Below are 17,353 nucleotides of genomic sequence, written 5' to 3' on the forward strand. Positions count from 1 at the left end.
GGTTGCTCAGATGCCGAGTGCCGCTGGGACGCCGTCCACGGTGACCGTGCCCTTCTCGCCGTCGACCGTGATCACCATGCCGTCCCGCAGCCGCCGTGTACCGCCCTCGACGGAGATGACGGCCGGGATTCCGAGTTCGCGGCAGACCACGACGGCGTGGCTGTTGAGCGCGCCCACGTCCACGACAGCTGCTCCTGCCACGAGGAACAGCGGGGTCCAGGCCGCGTCCGTGATCGGCGCCACCAACACCTCGCCCGGCTCCAGCGCCTCGCACGAGGCCGGGTCGGTGACCACCCGCACCCTGCCGGTGTAGGCGCCGTGACTTCCGCCGACGCCCGTCAGCACATCGCCCTCGGCGGCGATCGCGACACCATCCTCGCTGCGCCGCGGCCAGCCGTCGATCTCGGTCTGTGCGTCCTGTGCGACGAAGAACGGCGGTTCCAGCTTGCGCAGCCCGGCGTATTCCTGAAGCCGCTGGGCGATGACGGGCTCGAAGCCGCCCGGGTCGGCGACATAGTCGTCGAGCTCCGTCTCCAGCAGCATCATCACGTCCTCGGGCTCGGCGAAGCGTCCCGCCTCGACTCCGCGACGACCCAGCTCCCTTACCGTCATGCGGATTTCGTTGATGACGGTCACACAGTTGGCCTTGGTCCGCTCACGTGCCGGGATCCACACCTGGGAAGCGTGCATGCCGGCGTCGAACATCGGCCGAGTGTCCTCGGGGAGGGCCGCTCGGATCTCCGCCGCGAGTTGTTCGCGGCGCTCGGTCAGCCTGCGGTGACGCGCGGCCGGAGAGTTGTCGTCGGAGGTGTGCCGGATCCGATCGACCAGAGCCAGCGCCTGGACCGGCGCCGCCTCCCAGGACAGCGCGTGGATGTCCCACTCGTTGGGGCCGCGGTCGCCGGACTCGGCGATGAACTCGTCGAAGGAGTCACGGAACGCCTTGACGTCTCCGGTCGCCCCTTCGAGGGCCTGCTGCACCGCGGCCGGACCCCGGTCGAACAGAGCTGTCAGCTCCGCCGAGGCCACCACCTGGCGGGACAGCGTCCACAGCCCGGTTGACGGAGAGGCGGAGTCCACGCCTCCCAGCCCGCCGATGAGGTCGAGCATCGCGCCGGGACGGTCGACGCTCGCACACAGCGGTCCGAGGATCGCCGGCCCGACGGACGCGGGCAGCGAGGACTCGACATGCCGTTGGAAGGTCGTCTCCACGTCGGCCAGCAACGAGCGGGCGTAGGCCACCAACTCGACGTCGGACAGGGACGCCAGGTCGGGTCGCTCGCGCCTGATACGGCGCAGCCGCTCATGGTCGGCGTCGCCCTCCGGGTAGCCGGCCTGGCCGAGCATCCCCTGCAGCGTCGCTGTGGCCTTGGCCGTCAGTTCCGCGTCCAGGTCGTCGGGGTGCGGCACGTACACCGGCGTGTCGGAGCGCTGGCCCACGAAGGCGGTGTCGATCTGGTCCGCGGTCTGCCCCATGCGGATGCCGAACAGCCGCAGGTGCGACAGGTTGAGGTAGAAGTAACCGCCGAAGATTCCGACGAACGGAGGGCGAGGGCCGCTGATCTCGTCCCCGCGGTAGATGCCGAACTCGACGAAACCGCGACGCCAGCCCTGCAGGCCGCGCCCCCATACCAGGGTCCAGCCCAGCGGGCTGGCCGGCTCCGGAAGGGTTTCGCCCGCGTTGGCCCGGGTGTAGTGGGGCAGTCGCTCGCTGCGCTGCCAGTCGGTGATCCAGTGCTTCATGGCGAGGGGGCTCCCGCCGTCCGTTCCGGCGCTCACCACTGCGCCGTTCCGCCGTCGACGCTGATCAGCGTGCCCGTGATGCCCGCGCCGGCGTCGCTGGCGAGCAGCGAGGCGAGGCCCGCGATCTGCTCCACGGTGGTGATCTTCTTGGTGGCGGCGTGCTCGGCGAACCGGCCCAGCCACTCCTCGTACGAGATGCCCTCGGCCTCGGCCGCGGCCGGCCCGGCGGCCCGCATCAGGTCGGTGTCGACGGCGCCGGGGCAGATCGCGTTGCAGGTGATGCCCATGGTGCCGTACTCGAAGGCGGTCGCCTTGGTCAGACCGTGGATGGCGTGCTTGTTGGTGATGTAGTGGCTGATCGCGGGCTTGTTGGCCTGCTTGCCCTCGACCGAGGAGATGTTGATGACCCGGCCCCAGCCACCTTCCAGCATGGGTTTCAGCGCACGGCGGGTGCCGTAGAAGTAGGCGTTGAGGTTGAGGTCGAGCGCCTTGTGCCACGCCTCGTCACTCAGCTCGTGGACCGGGGCGAAGCCCTCGGTGCCTCCGACGTTGTTGACCATGACGTCCAGTCGGCCGAAGCGCTCGACCGTCCAGTCGACCAGTGCCTCGATGTCCGACTGGCGGCTCGAGTCGCAGGAGTGGAAGACGGCCTTGTCGCCTGCCTGGAGTTCTTCCAGGGCCTGCTTGCCCTTGATCTCGGAGCGGCCGCTGAGCACGACCGTGGCTCCGTCGGCCAGGAAGGCCTCGGCGATGGCGCGGCCGATACTGCGCGTACTGCCCGTGATCACCGCGACACGTCCGTCGAGGCTGCCCGTAGCCACCATGCTGTTCTCCTGCGGTTTCTGAGGGTTCGTCATCTGGACGCTTCGTCCAGGAGGCGGTGGATGGTGCGGTGGAAGTGCTGCAGTCCGGGTTCATTGCGTCCGAAGACGAAGTCGGTCCCGGCGAGGGCCTTCAGGCCCCGCTGCACTCCGTAGGTGGTCGCGTAGTCCTCGTCGCGGACCACCTCGTAGAACCACTCGCCGAACTGGTCGGCGGCGTGCCGCTCCTCCTCGGTGACGGCTGGCTCGCGCAGCAGGACGATCTGCTGGGTCACCGATTCGGTGGCCGTCCGGGGGATCACGATGGAGACGGCGATCTTGTTGCGCCACGTACCGGCGATGGCCAGGCCGGGGAAGAGCCAGTAGATGGCCCCGACGACATCGCCGGGGTCGCGCTCGTCCGGAGGAAGATCCACCACGTCGGCGACGGGCCGCAGGGCCGCACCGAGGCGCTGGTGGGGCCCCCACGTGTCGTGGGCCATCATGTTGGAGAAGTTCGTCTCGAAGACCGTCTTCGTGTGCAGCGAGGCGAAGTGGTACGTCTCCAGGTACCCGTCGAGGGTGACCTTCCAGTTCGGGCTGGTCAGCTCTCGGGTCGCGTAGTGGTGGCAGTCCGCGAAGCGGAGCCCCTCCAGCAGTGGCTGCAGATCTCCCAGCCAGGCGTCCAGGTCGTGCTCGGCGTTCGGATCGAGCGATACGAAGACGATGCCGGCGCGCTCACCGACGGGGAGCTGGATCAGGCTGCGCTTCTCGCGCGGTACGTCGCCGAAGGTCTTCTCGGCGTACACGCCGCGCAGTTCCCCCGACAGGTCGTAGGACCAGGCGTGGTATGGGCAGGTGATCCGCTTCGCCACGCCGCAGCCCGGTTCGACGAGCTCGGCGCCACGGTGCCGGCAGGCGTTGATCATCGCGTGGACTGCGCCCTGGCGGTCCCGGGTGATCAGGATGGGGATGCCGAGCACGTCCAGTGCCTTGTAGGTCCCGGGCTTGGGGAGCTCGGACGACATGGCGAGCGGCAGCGGGACGCTCCGGTGGACGGCGTCCATCTCACGCAGCCAGCGGTCGACGTCGAGGTAGTTGTCGACGGGTTCCGTCCACTGCTCCTCGGCCTCATGCGTCGTGTTGTTCCGGTAGTGCTCGATGACACGCTCGGCAAGGTCGGCCGCGTCCTGCCGCATCGCCTTGCCCGCGGCATCGCTGGAGCGGTCCTGGCCGATCCATGAGTGGTATTCCGGGGCGGGGGGCGGCAAGGGGCGCTCGTCGCCTGCCGCTCGGGTCTCCGGTGAGATCTGGACCACGATGTCCTCAATCCTCCCAGCCGCGAGCTGGTGAAGGGTTCCTGTGCTACAGCTCCACTGCGACCGCCACAACAACAGGAGTTAGTGTTGTGTGTCAATAGAAAGTGCCGAAGTTTGGCTGTGCGGCATTCCGCAGGTCACCTCCGCTTTCTGTCGCGAGGGTAACCCCCGCTCAGCTCGATCTTTCTGGGGATCGGCTCCAGCTGAAGGGTGGGTGCGGGTGGCGAGTAGGCGGAAGGGGTCCAGTGGTCGATGAGATGGCCGAGCCGGCTCGGGTGTCCCGAGAAGTGGCGATGACCCAGCCCTTCGAGGTCGGTGTCGTGGTGCGCGACCTGGAGGTGTTGGAGCGCTTCTATCGCGAAGTGCTCGGCTGCGTTCCGGTGCACCACTCGCACATCCCGCACGAGATCGGCGGCCCGGCCGGATTGGGCGGGCCCCTGTTGGTCGTCTGGCTTCAGGTGCCGTCCGGGGGCCGGATCAAGCTGATACGACTTCGGGCGGATGCGGATGCGGATGCGGATGCGGATGCGGATGCGGCTGCGGATGCGCGGCCGTCGGCCGTACCGCTGGCCGCACGCCGCGGCTTGTCCTATGTCACCTTTCACTTCGACGACATCGTGCCGGTCGTCGCCGCACTGCCGGCCGCCGGTGCCCGGCCGCTGTCGTCCCCGATCGTCGTGGTGGCGCGGGACCGGCGGATCAGCTTCTGGGTGGATCCGGAGGGCAACGTCCTCGAACTGGCGGACCGGCGAGGCGGTGAACAGGAGACCCGTTGAACCCGGCCCGTAGTAATTAGAGAACCTCTTCAGTAAGGTGCGCTCTGCTGGTTACTGTAGACCGGCAACAGAAAGTCCGATCAGTTGGAAACCTCGCAACGGGGCGAAGGGGCGGACGATGGTTCAAAAAGCACCGCGGAAGTCGGCCGCGAAGACCACACACCAAGCATCCGCGCAGGTCATCAAGGACCTGCACGAGCGCATGGTGCGCATCCGGCTGTTCGAGACCGAAGCGGGAAAGCTCATGGAGGCCGGCAAACTGCCCGGCTTCCTGCACCTCTATGTCGGCCAGGAAGCCGTCGCCGCCGGTGTGATGGCGGCCCTGCGCGACGACGACCAGATCACCTCCACCCACCGAGGCCACGGGCACGCCGTGGCCAAGGGCGTCGGCTTCCGCGAGATGTACGCCGAGCTGTACGGCCGGGTCACCGGCGCCTGCCTCGGCCGCGGCGGAAGCATGCACATCAACGACCTCACCCGCGGCATGCTCGGCGCCAACGGCATCGTCGGGGCGGGCGTCCCGATCGCCGTGGGCGCCGCCTTCGCCGCCCGGTACAAGGGCGAGGACAGCGTCGCCGTGACCTTCTTCGGTGACGGCGCCACCAACATCGGCGCCTTCCACGAGGGCGCCAACATGGCCGCGATCCTCGGCCTGCCCGTGGTGTTCATCTGCGAGAACAACGGCTACGCCGAGTTCACCCCGCAGTCCGCGCACATGCTGATCACCGATGTCGCCGACCGGGCCGCCGCCTACGGCATGCCCAGCGTGATCGTCGACGGCATGGACGCGGTCGCCGTCCACCGCGCCGCCACCGAGGCCGTCGAACGGGCCCGGGCCGGCGCGGGCCCGATGATGATCGAGGCCAAGACCTACCGCTTCTACGACCACCAGGGCGTCAAGGGCCTGCGTCATCCCTACCGCTCGGACGAGGAGGTCGCCGAGTGGAAGTCCCGCGACCCCATCGACCTGCTCGAGACCCGGGCCGTCGCCGACGGCACCGCGACCCGTGCGGAGCTGGACGACGTATGGCGGCGCACCCGCGACGAGATCGCCGAGGCCATCGCGTACGCCGAGGCGAGCCCGCTGCCCGACCCCGCCGACCTGCTGCTCAACGTCTACTCGGGATGACCGCCATGACCACCACCAAGACACCGACCGTCGCCACGCGCAAACTCACCTACGTCAAGGCCTTCAACGAGGGTCTCGCGCAGGCCATGCGCGAGGACGAGAACGTCTTTGTCGCCGGCGAGGACGTGGCCGGATACGGCGGCGTGTTCCGCATGTTCGACAACCTGCTCGACGAGTTCGGCCCCCGTCGCATGATCGACACCCCGATCTCCGAGGCCGCCCTGGTCGGCCTCGGCGTGGGAGCCGCCGCCCGGGGGCTGCGCCCCGTCGTCGACCTGATGTTCATGGACTTCATCGGCGTCTGCCTCGACCAGATCGTCAACCAGGCGGCGAAGATGAAGTACATGTTCGGCGGCGCGTTGTCCGTGCCGCTCACCATCACCACCGCCTCCGGCGCCGGCCTCGGTGCCGCCGCCCAGCACAGTCAGAGCCTGGAGGCCTGGCTGGCCCACGTGCCCGGCCTCAAGGTGGTCATGCCCAGCGACGCCTACACCGCCAAGGGCCTGACCGTCTCTGCCATCCGGGACGACAACCCGGTCGTCGTCATGCTCAACAAGGTCCTGCTCGGCAGCACCAGCGAGGTGCCCGAGGAGATCTACGGCATCCCGCTGGGCCAGGCGCACACCGCGCGGCAGGGCTCCGACGTCACCGTGATAGCCCTCGGCCGCATGGTGGGGGAGGCCCTGGCCGCGGCCGACGAACTCGCCGCCGAGGGCGTGGAGATCGAGGTGATCGACCCCCGCACCGTGCAGCCGCTGGACACCGAGACGATGTTCGCCTCCGTCCGCCGCACCAACCGGGTGCTCGTGGTGCACGAGGCCGTCACCTTCGGCGGGCTCGGCGCGGAGATCGCCGCCCAGATCCAGGACGCGGTCTTCGACTACCTGGACGCGCCGGTCCTGCGCATCGGCGCCCCCTTCTCCCCGGTGCCCTTCTCCCCGGTCCTGGAGAAGGCGTACGTGCCCGATCGCGCCCGCATCGCCCAGGGCTGCCGGCGCCTCCTCGAAAGGTCGTGACCGACGTGGCGGTCGAGGTTCTGCTCCCGAAGATCGGCCTGACCATGCAGGAAGGCACGATCGACGAATGGCTGGTGCCCACCGGCGCGGCCGTCGCGGAGGGCGACGCACTGCTGCGGCTGGCCACCGACAAGGTCGACGTGGACGTCGAGGCGGAGGCCGGGGGACTGTTCCACCCGGTGGTCCCGGCGGGCGCCACCGTGCCGACCGGGGCCCTCATCGGCTGGCTGCTGGCCGAGGGCGAGCAGCCACCGGGCCCGGCGGGTACGCCGATGCCCGCCGGGTCCGGGTCCAGTGCGGGTGCGGCCGCCGCGTCTGCCCTGGACAGCGGCGGTGCGGATACGGCCGCCGCGCCTGCCCGCACCGGCACCGGTGCGGCCACCCACGCCGGCGGTCCCGCCGCGGCGTCCGGCCTCAACGGCACCGCCGGCCGGCTTCTGTCCTCACCGAACGCCCGGCGGGTCGCCGCCGCTGCCGACGTGGACCTCACCGCCGTACGCGGCACGGGGCCGGTCGGCCGGATCGTCTCCGAGGACGTGGAGGAGTTCCTCGCGGCCCTCCCCGGCGACCTCGGCGCACCGGTCCAGCCGGGCGGCACTCCTTCCTCGCCGCTGGTCCGCAAGCTGGCGAAGGAACGAGGCATCGACCTCTCCGGCGTGAACGGCACCGGGCCCGGCGGCCGGATCCGCCGCTCCGACCTCGACGCCGTCGTTCCTACGCCCGTTCGCTGCAACGCGGCCCCTCAGCCCGGCGACGTCCTCCCGCTCACCGGGATGCGCGGCACCATCGCCCGCAGGATGCACGCCAGCCTCCAGGAGATGGCACAGCTGACGCACGGCTACGAGGTGCGGATGGACGCCGTGGTGTCCCTGCGGGACCGGCTCAAGGAGGAGTGGGCCGACAGTGACCTGCCGGTGCCCAGCCTCAACGACTTCCTGCTGAAGGCCGCCGCCCTGGCCCTGCGCGAGCATCCCCTGCTCAACGCGACGGTGCGGGAGGACGGTGTTCATCTGCTCGGCGGCATCCATCTGGGCTTCGCGGTGGCCGTTCCGGGCGGCCTCATGGTCCCCGTGATCGAGGACGCGGTGACGCTGCCGCTGCCCGAGATGGCCCGCCGGTCGAGGGACCTGGCCCAGGCCGCGCGCGAGGGGCGGATCTCCCCCGCCCAGCTGGAAGGCGCCACCTTCACCGTCACCTCGCTCGGTGGATACGGCGTCGACTTCTTCACCCCCGTGATCAACCCCGGCAACGTCGCGATCCTCGGGGTGGGCCGGCTCAGGGACGGCGTGGAGTGGGTGGACGACAGACCGCTGCGGACGCGGGTGCTCACGCTGAGCCTCACCTTCGACCACCGTGCCGTCGACGGGGCACCCGCCGCCGAATATCTGCGCACGGTCGGTGAGCTGCTGAGCAAGCCCCTCCGCCTGTTGGTGTGATCGGGGTTCTATATGGCCGGGTCGGCGATCCGCTCCGAGAGATCGCCGACCTCGCGGACGAAGGAGCGGTGGCCCAGCGACCGGTAGACGTCGTCGCCCCGGACCTGTGAGATCGCCGCGGTCTCCAGCAGCGCCAGCAGGCCCAGGCTGATCACCGCCGCCTCGGCGTCGGAGACGGACTCGCGGGCCTTGCGGATCAACCGCATCAGCTCGTCCACCAACTCCGTACGGCTCTCCTGGCGCAGCGCTTCCGCGTCCTGGCTCATGCCGGCCGACGACACGAAGAACACGGTGGCGGCGGACCGGTGTTCGCCCATCCAGGCCAGCAGCGTGGTGACCGCCGCTCCGATGTCCGAGCCGGGCTCGTGGGCCTCCGTGATCGCGTGCAACTGCTCGCGCAGCGCGGCGGCGAACACCCGCATCCCCTCTGCCAGGACCTGGTCCTTGGAGGAGAAGTGGTAGTACACCGCTGCCGAGGTCATCTCCGCGCGAGCGGCGATGTCGGCCACCGTCACCTCGTCCGGCGGCTGGGTGGCGAACAGCTCGGTGGCTGCTTCGATCACCCACTGCTTGCGTGACGGACGGTGAGCGGCGCGGGTCCGGGAGGTCGTCATGATGTCAAGTATGCCGGGACCCGAGTGCCCCGGAGCCCCATAAGCAGCAGGAATTATGCCGACGGGCGATGGGAGTTACTGGATAGAATGGTCAGTACGCAGGGCCCACGGACGCGGGTTCACGGCAGTCGGCAGGGAGCATGATGGCCACCACGAAGAACGGCAAGCAACCCGCCCACCGGCCCTCGCGGCGGCAGCACATCATCACCGCCGCGGTGCGGGTGTTCGGCCGCAACGGGTTCGCGGAGACCAGCATCCAGGACATCGCGGACGAGGCCCAGGTGGTGCCGACGGCCGTCTACTACCACTTCGACGGCAAGGAGGAGCTGCTCGAACTCGCCATGCGCCGGGTCTTCGACCAGCTGAACGCGGTCGTGGAGGCGGCCCGGCCGGAGTCCGAGCCGGGTGACGCGGAGGGTCTGATCCGTGTCATCGACGCCGTGTGGGACTGGGTGGAGCGGAATCCGGACGAGGCCCGCCTGTACCAGGTCCAGGTCGCCTCGGCCAACGGCAGCGTCAAGGCGCTGCGGGACGAGTTCGAGCAGCGCCACGTCCAGCGCGGCTACGACTATCTGCCCGAGGGCACCACCCGCAGCCCCCGGGCGGCCAAGGCCCGGCACGCGGCACAGGCACTCGCGGTCCGCACGCTGATCAGTACGACCATGCTCGTCACCGCGCTGCGGGCGGAGGGAGGACCGCTGTCCCAGCTGCCCTCCCGGTCCGTGCTGGAGGCGGTCAGGGCGTTGGCGCTGCGCATCGTCGCCACCGAGCAGAACCCCGCGAAGCCGGCCACGGCTCAGAGCTGAGGCGGTTCAGCAGGGCAGTACTGAGGCGGTTCACCAGGGCAGTGGCCTGCGGTCGGCGAACAGCCCGCCCGTCGTCCCGTCGCCCTCGGGAAGGGTCGCCAGCCAGACCGGGGTGTCCGCACCCTCCTCCGGCCCGCGCGGGGCGGACGGGCCGCCCATGCCACTGCGGGTCCAGCCGGGGTCGGCGGCGTTGACCAGGACGCCCGTGCCGGCCAGCTCGGCCGCGAGCATACGGGTCAGGGCGTTGAGCGCCGTCTTGGAGATCCGGTAGGCGGGGTGCCGCCCGGAGTCCATCAGTGCCAGCGAACCGTACGAGCTGGTGACGTTGACGACCCGGCCGTAGCCGGCTTCCACCATGTCCGGGACAAGGGCTTCCAGCACGCGCCAGGCGCCGGTGAGGTTCGTGTCCAGGGTCGCGCGCAGGAGGCCCTCGTCGACGTACGGGGGCCGCAGTTCCCCGTCCAGGGACACTCCGGCGTTGTTCACCAGGACGTCGATCCCGCCGGTCAGCTCCCGTGCCTCCCGGACCGCTTCGCTGACGCTCCGCGCGGAGGTCACGTCCAGGGCCAGGGGCAGCGCGGCCGGGCCGATGGCACGGCACGCCTCCTCGGCCGCCGCCCGTTTCCGTGCCCCGACCAGGACCCGTAGTCCCCGGTCGGCGAGCTGTCGGCCGATCTCCAGGCCGATTCCGCGTGCCCCGCCGGTCACCAGGGCGGTTCTGTCACCGTGCCGCATGTTCTGCTCGCCGCCTCTCACACCGTCAGGACCGAGCAGGCGCTGATCCCGGGCGCCCCGTACACATGGGTGAAGCCCACCCGGGGAGCGCCCGGCACCTGCACACCGGGCGCCCGGCCCTGCAACTGTCGTACGACCTCGTGGAACTGACGCAGCCCGGAGGCGCCGACGGGTTCCCCGCCGGCCAGACAGCCGCCGTCGGTGTTGACCGGTATCCGGCCCAGGGGCTCGGTGGCCCCGTCGGCCAGCAGTTCCTCCTGCTCGCCGTGGCCGCAGAGTCCGGTCTCCGCCAGGTGGATCAGCTCCGAGCCGCTGTCCGTGTCCTGCAACTGGGCGACCTGTACGTCGGCGGGCCGCACCCCCGCCGTGCGGAAGACCGCCTCCGCGGCGTCGACACTGGGGCTGCGGTGCGGTCCCGGCGGCAGCCAGGGCGAGAACACCTCGAACGAACCGAACCGCCTCGTCCGGAAGGCCAGCGACGCCAGCCTGACCGGTCGTTCGCACAGGTCGAACGCCCGGTCGCCGAGCGCGAGCACCAGCGCCGCCGCGCCCTGTCCGGGCGAACAGAACATGTACTGGGTGAGCGGGGGACTGACCTCGGCGGAGTCGAGGATCTCCCGTTCCGTCAGCGGTTTGCGCCGCCATGCCAGGGGGTGGTGCGAGCCGTTGCGGAAGGCTCGCGCCGCCACCATCGCCAGTGCCCGCTCCGAGATCCCGTGCTCGTACAGGTACCGCTGCGTCTTCAGCGCGAAGAACTGGGTCGTGAGCATCATGCCGGTCTCGGCGTACCAGTCGCCCAGGCCGTAGCGGGCCGCGGAGACGTGGAACGCTCCCCGCTCGTGCTTGTCGAACCCGACCGCAAGTCCCAGGGAGGCCTCGCCCGCGCGCAGCGCGTTGGCCACCGTGAGGACGGTGGAGGCGCCGGTCGCGCAGCCGTTCTGCACATTGACGAACGGCACTCCGGTCAGGCCCAGCCGGCCCACCAGCGTGTCGGGCTTGCCGGAGACGTCGGAGCCGCCGACCGCGTAGCCGATGTCCTCCCAGGCGACACCGGCGTCGGCCAGCGCCTCGCGTACCGCACGCTCGGCCATGTCCATTCCGGTGACGCTCTCGTCGCGGCCGAAGGGATGCATGCCGCATCCGACCACGTACACGTCGTCGGGCCGGCTCATCGCTCGCCTTCCCGCTCCGGGCGGAACGCGAAGGTCACCACCTCGGTTCCGTCGTCGTCCTGGTAGGCGGGCACCGTGGTGAGCCGGACCGGCAGGCCGATCCGGATCTCCGCGCGGGGCACCGCCAGCCGGGCTTCGACCAGCACCTCACCGAGGTCCACATAGCCCACGTGGTAGGGCCGGTGGCCGCCTGCCGGATGCCGGTACGGCGGTTTCGGCGGGAACGCCTGGAGCGTCCACGACCACACGCGCCCGCTCACCGGCAGTACTCGCGCGGTCATCGTCCCGTCCGAACACCTGGGGCACGAGTCCTGCCGGGGGAAGACGACGGTGGCGCACTCGGAGCAGCGGGCGCCCACGAGACGCGGTGGATCCCCGTCGTCGGACTCCCCGTTCTCGAACAAGGACTCGTCGATGAGTCTGGTGGTCATGCCGTCCCGCCTTCCATGTCACCAGCCCAGTAGCCCGGCCAGCCGTTCCCGATGGTGTGCGGCGCCGCCCAGCAGGACCGCGTCCGACTGGGCGCGCCGGAAGTACAGGTGCGCGTCGTGCTCCCAGGTGAAGCCCATCCCGCCGTGGAACTGCACGCACTCGGCGGCGACGGAGACGAACGCCTCGCCGCACCACGCCTGCGCCACTGCCGCCGCCTCGGCCAGCGCCGTTGGCGAGCCGTCCGTGCGGACCGCGCGCACCACGGCCGACCGTGCGGCCTCCACCTGGAGCAGCATGTCGGCGCAGGCGTGCTTGACCGTCTGGAAGCCGCCGATCGCCCTGCCGAACTGGGTTCGGTCGCGCACATGGGCCACCGTCATGTCCAACGCGGCCTGGGCACCGCCCAGTTGCTCGGCGGCCAGCGCCACCAGGGCCACGTCCAGGGCGCGGGCGACGACGTCCGCCCCCTCGCCGCCGGCGGTCAGTGCCCGGGCCCGGGCACCGGAGAAGGTGACCACCGCCTGGCCCCGGCTGAGGTCCAGGGTGGGCACGCGGCGCACCGTGACCCCCGGTTCACGAGGGTCGGCCAGGAAGAGGTCCACGCCGTCGGTCCCGGCCGCGGCCACCACCAGCGCCTCGGCGTCGGCGCCGTCGAGGACGAACGGCGCGGTGCCGTCCAGCAGCGGGACGCCGCCCTGCCAGGAGACGGCCACCGGCACGGCGTCGGCCCGCCACGTCCCGTCGGGCGCGGCCACCGCCAGGGCATGCACGGTGCCCTCGGCCAGGTCGGCCAGTGCCTTGTCGGCCGTACCGCAGCCGGCCAGCACCTGCCCGGCCAGCACGGTGGAGGACAGCAGCGGGACCGGTGCCAGTGTCCTGCCCAACTCCTCGCAGACGACGGCTATCTCGGCGAGGCCGCCGATGCCTCCCGCCGACTCGGGCAGGCCGAGGGCCGCGAGGCCGACCTGCCGGCCGAGGGCGTCCCACAACTCGGCGTCGATGCCGGGGGCGTCCTCGGACAGCCGACGTACCGCGGCGGTGCCGCCGGCGTCCCCGCACACCGACCGAACAGTCTCGCGCAGATCCTCCAGCTCGGTGTCCGACAGGGCCGTGCTGTCGGTCATGGTGCTCGTCATCGTGCGCTCCCGCTCTCGTCGCGCCGCTCCTTGTTGTCGACGTACCGCCGCTGCCGCAGGGCACTGTGCGCGGCCGCCATCCGGGCCACCGGCACGCGGTGCGCGGAGCAGGAGACGTAGTCGAGACCGAGGTCGTCGCAGAACGCGATCGACTCGGGGTCCCCGCCGTGCTCGCCGCACACGCCCAGCTTGATGCCGGGCCGTACGCTCCGTGCCCGCTCGACCGCCAGGGCGATCAGGGCGCCCACCCCGTGCGGGTCGAGCCGCGCGAACGGGCTGGCCGTCAGGAACCCGCGCTCCTGGTAGGAGGCGAGCACCTGGCGCTCGACGTCGTCCCGGGAGAACCCGTAGGTGAGCTGAGTGAGGTCGTTGGTGCCGAAGGAGAAGAACTCGGCGTGTTCGGCGAGTTCGCCGGCCAGCAGCGCGGCCCGGGGGGTCTCGATCATCGTGCCGAGCCGGTAGGGGACCTCCACCCCGGTGCGGGCGGCGACCGCGTCGGCGGCACCGCGTACGTACGCGGCCGCGGCGGCCAGCTCCTCCGGCAGGCTGACGAGCGGGATCATCACCTCCAGCTCCGGCCGGACTCCGGTGGCGGCGACCTCGGCCCAGGCGGTGAACAGCGCCTCGGCCTGCGCCGGGTAGAGCCGCTCATGCAGCAGCGCCAGCCGCACCCCGCGCAGCCCGAGCATCGGGTTCGCCTCGCGCAGCGCGGCGGCCCGCTGCTCCTCGGCCGCGTCCAGGGCCTGCCCGGGGGCGGGCAGGAACTCGTGCAGCGGGGCGTCCAGCAGACGCACGGTCACCGGACGGTTCCCGACCGCGGTCAGCAGCGCGTGGAAGTCCTCGTGCTGGGCACGCTCCAGCGCCGCCAGCGCCTCGTCGCGGGCGGCCGGATCGGCGGCCAGGAGCACCCGGCGGATCAGCGGCAGCCGCTCGCCGAGGAACTGGTGTTCCGTACGGCACAGCCCGACACCCTCCGCGCCCAGGGCGAAGGCCGTGTCCACTTCGGAGGCCGTGTCGGCGTTGACCCGCACGCCCAGTCGGCGCACTCCGTCCGCCCACCCCAACAGGGTGGACAGTTCGGGCGGCGGTCCGGCCACACTGACGCTCAGCGTCCCCGCGTAGACGGCGCCGGTACGGCCGTCCAGCGAGACGGGGTCGCCCTCGCGGACCACCCGCTCCCCGAAGCGGACCGTCCCGGCGGCCTCGTCCACGCGCAGCCCGTCCGCGCCGCACACCGCGGGCTTGCCGGCGCCCCGCGCCACCACGGCGGCATGCGAGGCGATGCCGCCGCTGCCGGTCAGCACGGCGACGGAGGCCAGCATCCCGGGGACGTCCGCCGGGGACGTCTCGGCGGCCACGAGCACGACGTGAGTTCCGTCCGCAGCCAGTTCGAGGGCACGTTCGCTGGACAGCACGACCGCTCCGGTCGCTGCCCCCGGGGACGCGGGCAGCCCCCTCACCAGGAGCTCCTCCCCGCCGGTCAGCCGTAGCTGGGGGTGCAGCAGTTCCTGTACCTGGGCGGGGGTGATCCGTCGCACGGCCTCCTCGTGGCCGAGCGCCCCGTCCCGGGCCAGGTCCGCGGCCAGGCACACCGAGGCTCGCAGCGGCGGGCGGAGTTGTGCCGAGGCGGCGAGCAGGGAGATCTCGTCGTCGCGCACCTCGAAGTCGACCGACACCGGCGCGCGCAGATGCCGCTCCAGGGTGAGCAGGGAGTGCTCGAGCAGCGCGGTGCCACCCGCGAGTTGATCCAGCGGTTCACCGGTGTGCGGCGGCGGGGCGCTGCGGCGCACTCCCCGGAAGAAGGAGCCCTGGGGGGACAGACGCCCGGTCCCGGGATCGCGGCTGACCGCCGTGCCGTAGCCCGAGTGGTCCGCCGGGCCGATGCGCAGGGCCTGCACATGCAGGGCGACGGCCAGATCGGCGGGGAGCCGCTGGGCCCGGCGGGACCTTCGCGCACGCGGTGAGTCCCACCGGGCGAGGAGGGCGCGGGCGGCCAGCGCCAGCTGCCGCGCCGGGTCGTCGGGGAAGGGCCCGGAGCCGTGCTCGGCCACCAGGGACAGCAGCACCTGCACCCGAGCCCGCGGCCCGGGCGTGTCCAGGAGGGCGTCGTCGAGCACCGCGCCGGGCACGTCGAGGGCGTACTCGGCGATCATGCGCACGGTGGCGCCCCACACCTCGTACAGCGCCTCCTCACGTCCGATGACGGCACACAGGTCGTCGGCACGGTCGGGGGTGACGCCGAGACAGGCCAAGTCCGGCGGCAGTCCGGCGATCTCGGTCGGCGCGCTCGCCGACAGGCGCAGCAGCAGCGGCCGGGCCGCGTCGCCGATGCGCCGCCCCGAGAGCTGTTCGACCAGGGCTACGGCGGCTTCGGCGGTGTCGGGTTCGCACAGCGACGCGGCGGCGCCGGCGGGCACGGTGAGCCCCGGCACGACCGGCAGGCCGAGGGCCACCAGCCGGTCCATCGCCGCGCCGTGCACACCCAGCTCGTCGGCGTCGAGGCCGCGGATCCGGCCCTGCCCGTAGGGGACCAGGATCCGGCCGGGGGTCCCCAAGGGCGCGAGAGGAACCTCGGACTGTGCGAGCGGGTCCGCCTCGCGGTCGGTGATGCTCAACCCCGGCTCCTGTTGACCAGTTCCTCTTCCCGGGCTTCGTCCTCGGCCCGGCTGATCCCCAGGACGAGCAGCAGCTCCTGGTGCAGCCGCATCCACACGGTGTGGTACGAGTCGCACAGCGGCGAGGCCAGCCACTCGGGCGCGCCGTCGTCGAAGCGGTCGAGGGCGTCCTCCAGGGCCGTCAGATAGCGGCCGCTGCCCGCGAGTACCTGCTCCAGCCTGCGCAGCACGGGCTGGATGGCCTCGTGCACGTCTTCCAGCGACTCACGCACCCCGGCGTCGTAGACGTCGTCGGAGTGGTCGTTGGCGGTGCCGTCGGGGCGGCACTGCCATGCCGTGCACACATCGCGGATCTTCCGGTTGACCGGCAGGAACGCCTCGTACGCGGCGGTGATCCGTTCTTCCTGCTCGGAGCCGGCGGGAACCCGCAGGATCTGCGCGGCGGCGGCCTTGGCACGCTCGGTCGGCAGCACCACCGGCCCCTTCACCATCGCCAGCCCGGCGTCGACCAGCGGCCGGTGCTCGGCCTCCGGCCGGCCGCGCCACATCCCTCGCAGAACGAGGTCGACGACGGCTTCGGTGAGGGGTCCGTCGAGAGCGTCCGGAAGGCCCACGGCAGCAGATTGCATTGCCACACCTTTTCCCCGGTTCTGTGGTGACCGGTTCTTCGGTTCTGTGTTGCCCGGAGGTTACGCTCCGGCGGGCGGGTTAGTGAAGAGGGACTCAAGAAACACTTTCCGATTCCTTGGCCGGGGCCCGGCCGTCGCCCGCCTTCGGGCGGCCTCGCGCGGCGAGAAACGACGCCATGCGCTCCTGTGCCTCCCGGCCGTCCGCGAGGGCGGCGATCGACCGCGCCTCTTCGGCGAGGTGACGGCGCAGCTCGTCACCGGCGCCGACGCGCAGCAAACCCTTCGCGGCGCGCAGCGCGGCACCGGAACCGGCGGCCAGATCCGCCGCGGCCCGGTGCGCCGCGTCGTCCAGTTCCTCGTCGTCCACGCACCGGGAGACCAGTCCCCACCGTTCGGCGTCGTCGCCGGTCAGGACCCGATTGGTCAGGATCAGGTCCGCCGCCCTGCGGGGGCCCGCCAGGCGCGGCAGGAACCACGAGGCCCCGCAGTCCGGCGTGAGCCCGATCGCCGTGTACGCCAGCCGGAACCGCGCCGACCGGGCCGCCAGCACCAGGTCACCCACGAGGGCGAGACCGATCCCGCCACCCGCGGCCGCGCCGCGCACAGCGGTCACCAAGGGCACGGGCAGGTCGTGCAGGGCCTGTATCGCGGCGTGCGCGGCGCTCGCCACGGCGTGCACGTAGGCGCCGGTCTCCGTGCCGCGACCGGCGAATGCGCGCAGGTCGCCGCCCACGCAGAAGCTGCCGCCCGCCGCCCGCAGCAGGACCGCGCCGCCCGGGTCCGCGGCCACCTCCGAGGCGCTGTCCCGCAGCGCCTCGGCCGTCCTGAGGTCCAAGGCGTTGCCCCGCCCCGGATCGTCCAGTCGCAGCTCGACGACCCCGCCGGGGTGGCGGACGATCCGGACCGGCTCGGTGCGCTCGGGGAGGCTCATGGGTGTGTCTCCTGTCGTCTGCCCGTCGCAGGGTGCTTCCCGTCCCGGGTCCTTCCCGGCAAGA

General features: G+C 71.6%; 16 protein-coding genes. 5 read left to right on the forward strand and 11 right to left on the reverse strand.

Annotated elements, in window-relative coordinates:
- Window positions 1–6: 6 nt before the first annotated feature.
- The 3 genes from JIX55_RS47520 to JIX55_RS47530 are packed head-to-tail and all read right to left on the reverse strand — an operon-like array spanning window position 7 to window position 3,862.
- Window positions 7–1,779 carry a PEP-utilizing enzyme gene (locus JIX55_RS47520; RefSeq protein ID WP_257561680.1) on the reverse strand — a complete coding sequence of 591 codons (1,773 nt, stop codon included), beginning with the start codon at window positions 1,777–1,779 and terminating at the stop codon, window positions 7–9.
- Window positions 1,776–2,600, reverse strand: a complete 825-nt coding sequence (locus tag JIX55_RS47525; RefSeq protein WP_257561679.1) for an SDR family NAD(P)-dependent oxidoreductase — start codon at window positions 2,598–2,600, stop codon at window positions 1,776–1,778. Before JIX55_RS47525 ends, JIX55_RS47520 begins: the two co-directional genes overlap by 4 nt.
- Entirely contained in the window at window positions 2,597–3,862 is a 1,266-nt protein-coding gene (locus JIX55_RS47530; RefSeq protein WP_257561678.1) for an aromatic ring-hydroxylating oxygenase subunit alpha, read from the reverse strand. Before JIX55_RS47530 ends, JIX55_RS47525 begins: the two co-directional genes overlap by 4 nt.
- 293 nt (window positions 3,863–4,155) lie before the next feature.
- On the opposite strand from JIX55_RS47530, the gene JIX55_RS47535 reads away from it, so the two are divergent.
- The 4 genes from JIX55_RS47535 to JIX55_RS47550 all read left to right on the forward strand — a co-directional run bounded on the left by JIX55_RS47535 (window position 4,156) and on the right by JIX55_RS47550 (window position 8,219).
- Window positions 4,156–4,638, forward strand: coding sequence for a VOC family protein (locus tag JIX55_RS47535; RefSeq protein WP_257561677.1), 483 nt, complete (start codon window positions 4,156–4,158; stop codon window positions 4,636–4,638).
- Window positions 4,639–4,756: 118 nt separating this feature from the next.
- Window positions 4,757–5,767 carry a thiamine pyrophosphate-dependent dehydrogenase E1 component subunit alpha gene (locus JIX55_RS47540; protein ID WP_306819977.1) on the forward strand — a complete coding sequence of 337 codons (1,011 nt, stop codon included), beginning with the start codon at window positions 4,757–4,759 and terminating at the stop codon, window positions 5,765–5,767.
- A 5-nt stretch (window positions 5,768–5,772) separates the two neighbouring features.
- On the forward strand, window positions 5,773–6,783 hold the full coding sequence (locus tag JIX55_RS47545; RefSeq protein ID WP_257561675.1) for an alpha-ketoacid dehydrogenase subunit beta: 1,011 nt from the start codon (window positions 5,773–5,775) through the stop codon (window positions 6,781–6,783).
- Window positions 6,780–8,219 (forward strand): dihydrolipoamide acetyltransferase family protein, encoded by a 1,440-nt coding sequence (locus tag JIX55_RS47550; RefSeq protein ID WP_257561674.1) that lies wholly within the window; start codon window positions 6,780–6,782, stop codon window positions 8,217–8,219. Before JIX55_RS47545 ends, JIX55_RS47550 begins: the two co-directional genes overlap by 4 nt.
- Window positions 8,220–8,227: 8 nt before the next feature.
- Here the strand turns inward: JIX55_RS47550 and JIX55_RS47555 are convergent, their stop codons facing one another.
- Window positions 8,228–8,833, reverse strand: coding sequence for a TetR/AcrR family transcriptional regulator (locus JIX55_RS47555; RefSeq protein ID WP_257561673.1), 606 nt, complete (start codon window positions 8,831–8,833; stop codon window positions 8,228–8,230).
- A gap of 140 nt (window positions 8,834–8,973) precedes the next feature.
- Here JIX55_RS47555 and JIX55_RS47560 point away from each other — a divergent pair, with 140 nt between their 5' ends.
- Window positions 8,974–9,639, forward strand: coding sequence for a TetR/AcrR family transcriptional regulator (locus JIX55_RS47560; RefSeq protein WP_257561672.1), 666 nt, complete (start codon window positions 8,974–8,976; stop codon window positions 9,637–9,639).
- A gap of 30 nt (window positions 9,640–9,669) precedes the next feature.
- On the opposite strand, the gene JIX55_RS47565 is transcribed toward JIX55_RS47560, so the two are convergent.
- The 7 genes from JIX55_RS47565 to JIX55_RS47595 all read right to left on the reverse strand — a co-directional run bounded on the left by JIX55_RS47565 (window position 9,670) and on the right by JIX55_RS47595 (window position 17,289).
- Window positions 9,670–10,374, reverse strand: coding sequence for an SDR family NAD(P)-dependent oxidoreductase (locus tag JIX55_RS47565; RefSeq protein ID WP_257561671.1), 705 nt, complete (start codon window positions 10,372–10,374; stop codon window positions 9,670–9,672).
- Between the two features lie 17 nt (window positions 10,375–10,391).
- Window positions 10,392–11,546, reverse strand: a complete 1,155-nt coding sequence (locus JIX55_RS47570) for a thiolase family protein (RefSeq protein ID WP_257561670.1) — start codon at window positions 11,544–11,546, stop codon at window positions 10,392–10,394.
- Window positions 11,543–11,977 (reverse strand): Zn-ribbon domain-containing OB-fold protein, encoded by a 435-nt coding sequence (locus JIX55_RS47575; protein ID WP_257561669.1) that lies wholly within the window; start codon window positions 11,975–11,977, stop codon window positions 11,543–11,545. The genes JIX55_RS47570 and JIX55_RS47575 overlap by 4 nt, the downstream gene beginning before the upstream one ends.
- 18 nt (window positions 11,978–11,995) lie before the next feature.
- Entirely contained in the window at window positions 11,996–13,114 is a 1,119-nt protein-coding gene (locus tag JIX55_RS47580) for an acyl-CoA dehydrogenase family protein (RefSeq protein WP_257561668.1), read from the reverse strand.
- Complete coding sequence (locus JIX55_RS47585) at window positions 13,111–15,729, reverse strand: putative PEP-binding protein (RefSeq protein ID WP_257561667.1); 2,619 nt, start codon at window positions 15,727–15,729, stop codon at window positions 13,111–13,113. Before JIX55_RS47585 ends, JIX55_RS47580 begins: the two co-directional genes overlap by 4 nt.
- On the reverse strand, window positions 15,726–16,358 hold the full coding sequence (locus tag JIX55_RS47590; protein WP_257561666.1) for a hypothetical protein: 633 nt from the start codon (window positions 16,356–16,358) through the stop codon (window positions 15,726–15,728). The genes JIX55_RS47585 and JIX55_RS47590 overlap by 4 nt, the downstream gene beginning before the upstream one ends.
- 94 nt (window positions 16,359–16,452) lie before the next feature.
- On the reverse strand, window positions 16,453–17,289 hold the full coding sequence (locus tag JIX55_RS47595) for an enoyl-CoA hydratase/isomerase family protein (protein ID WP_257561665.1): 837 nt from the start codon (window positions 17,287–17,289) through the stop codon (window positions 16,453–16,455).
- Window positions 17,290–17,353 lie beyond the last annotated feature (64 nt).

It is taken from the genome of Streptomyces sp. DSM 40750, assembly GCF_024612035.1.
Lineage (GTDB): Bacteria > Actinomycetota > Actinomycetes > Streptomycetales > Streptomycetaceae > Streptomyces.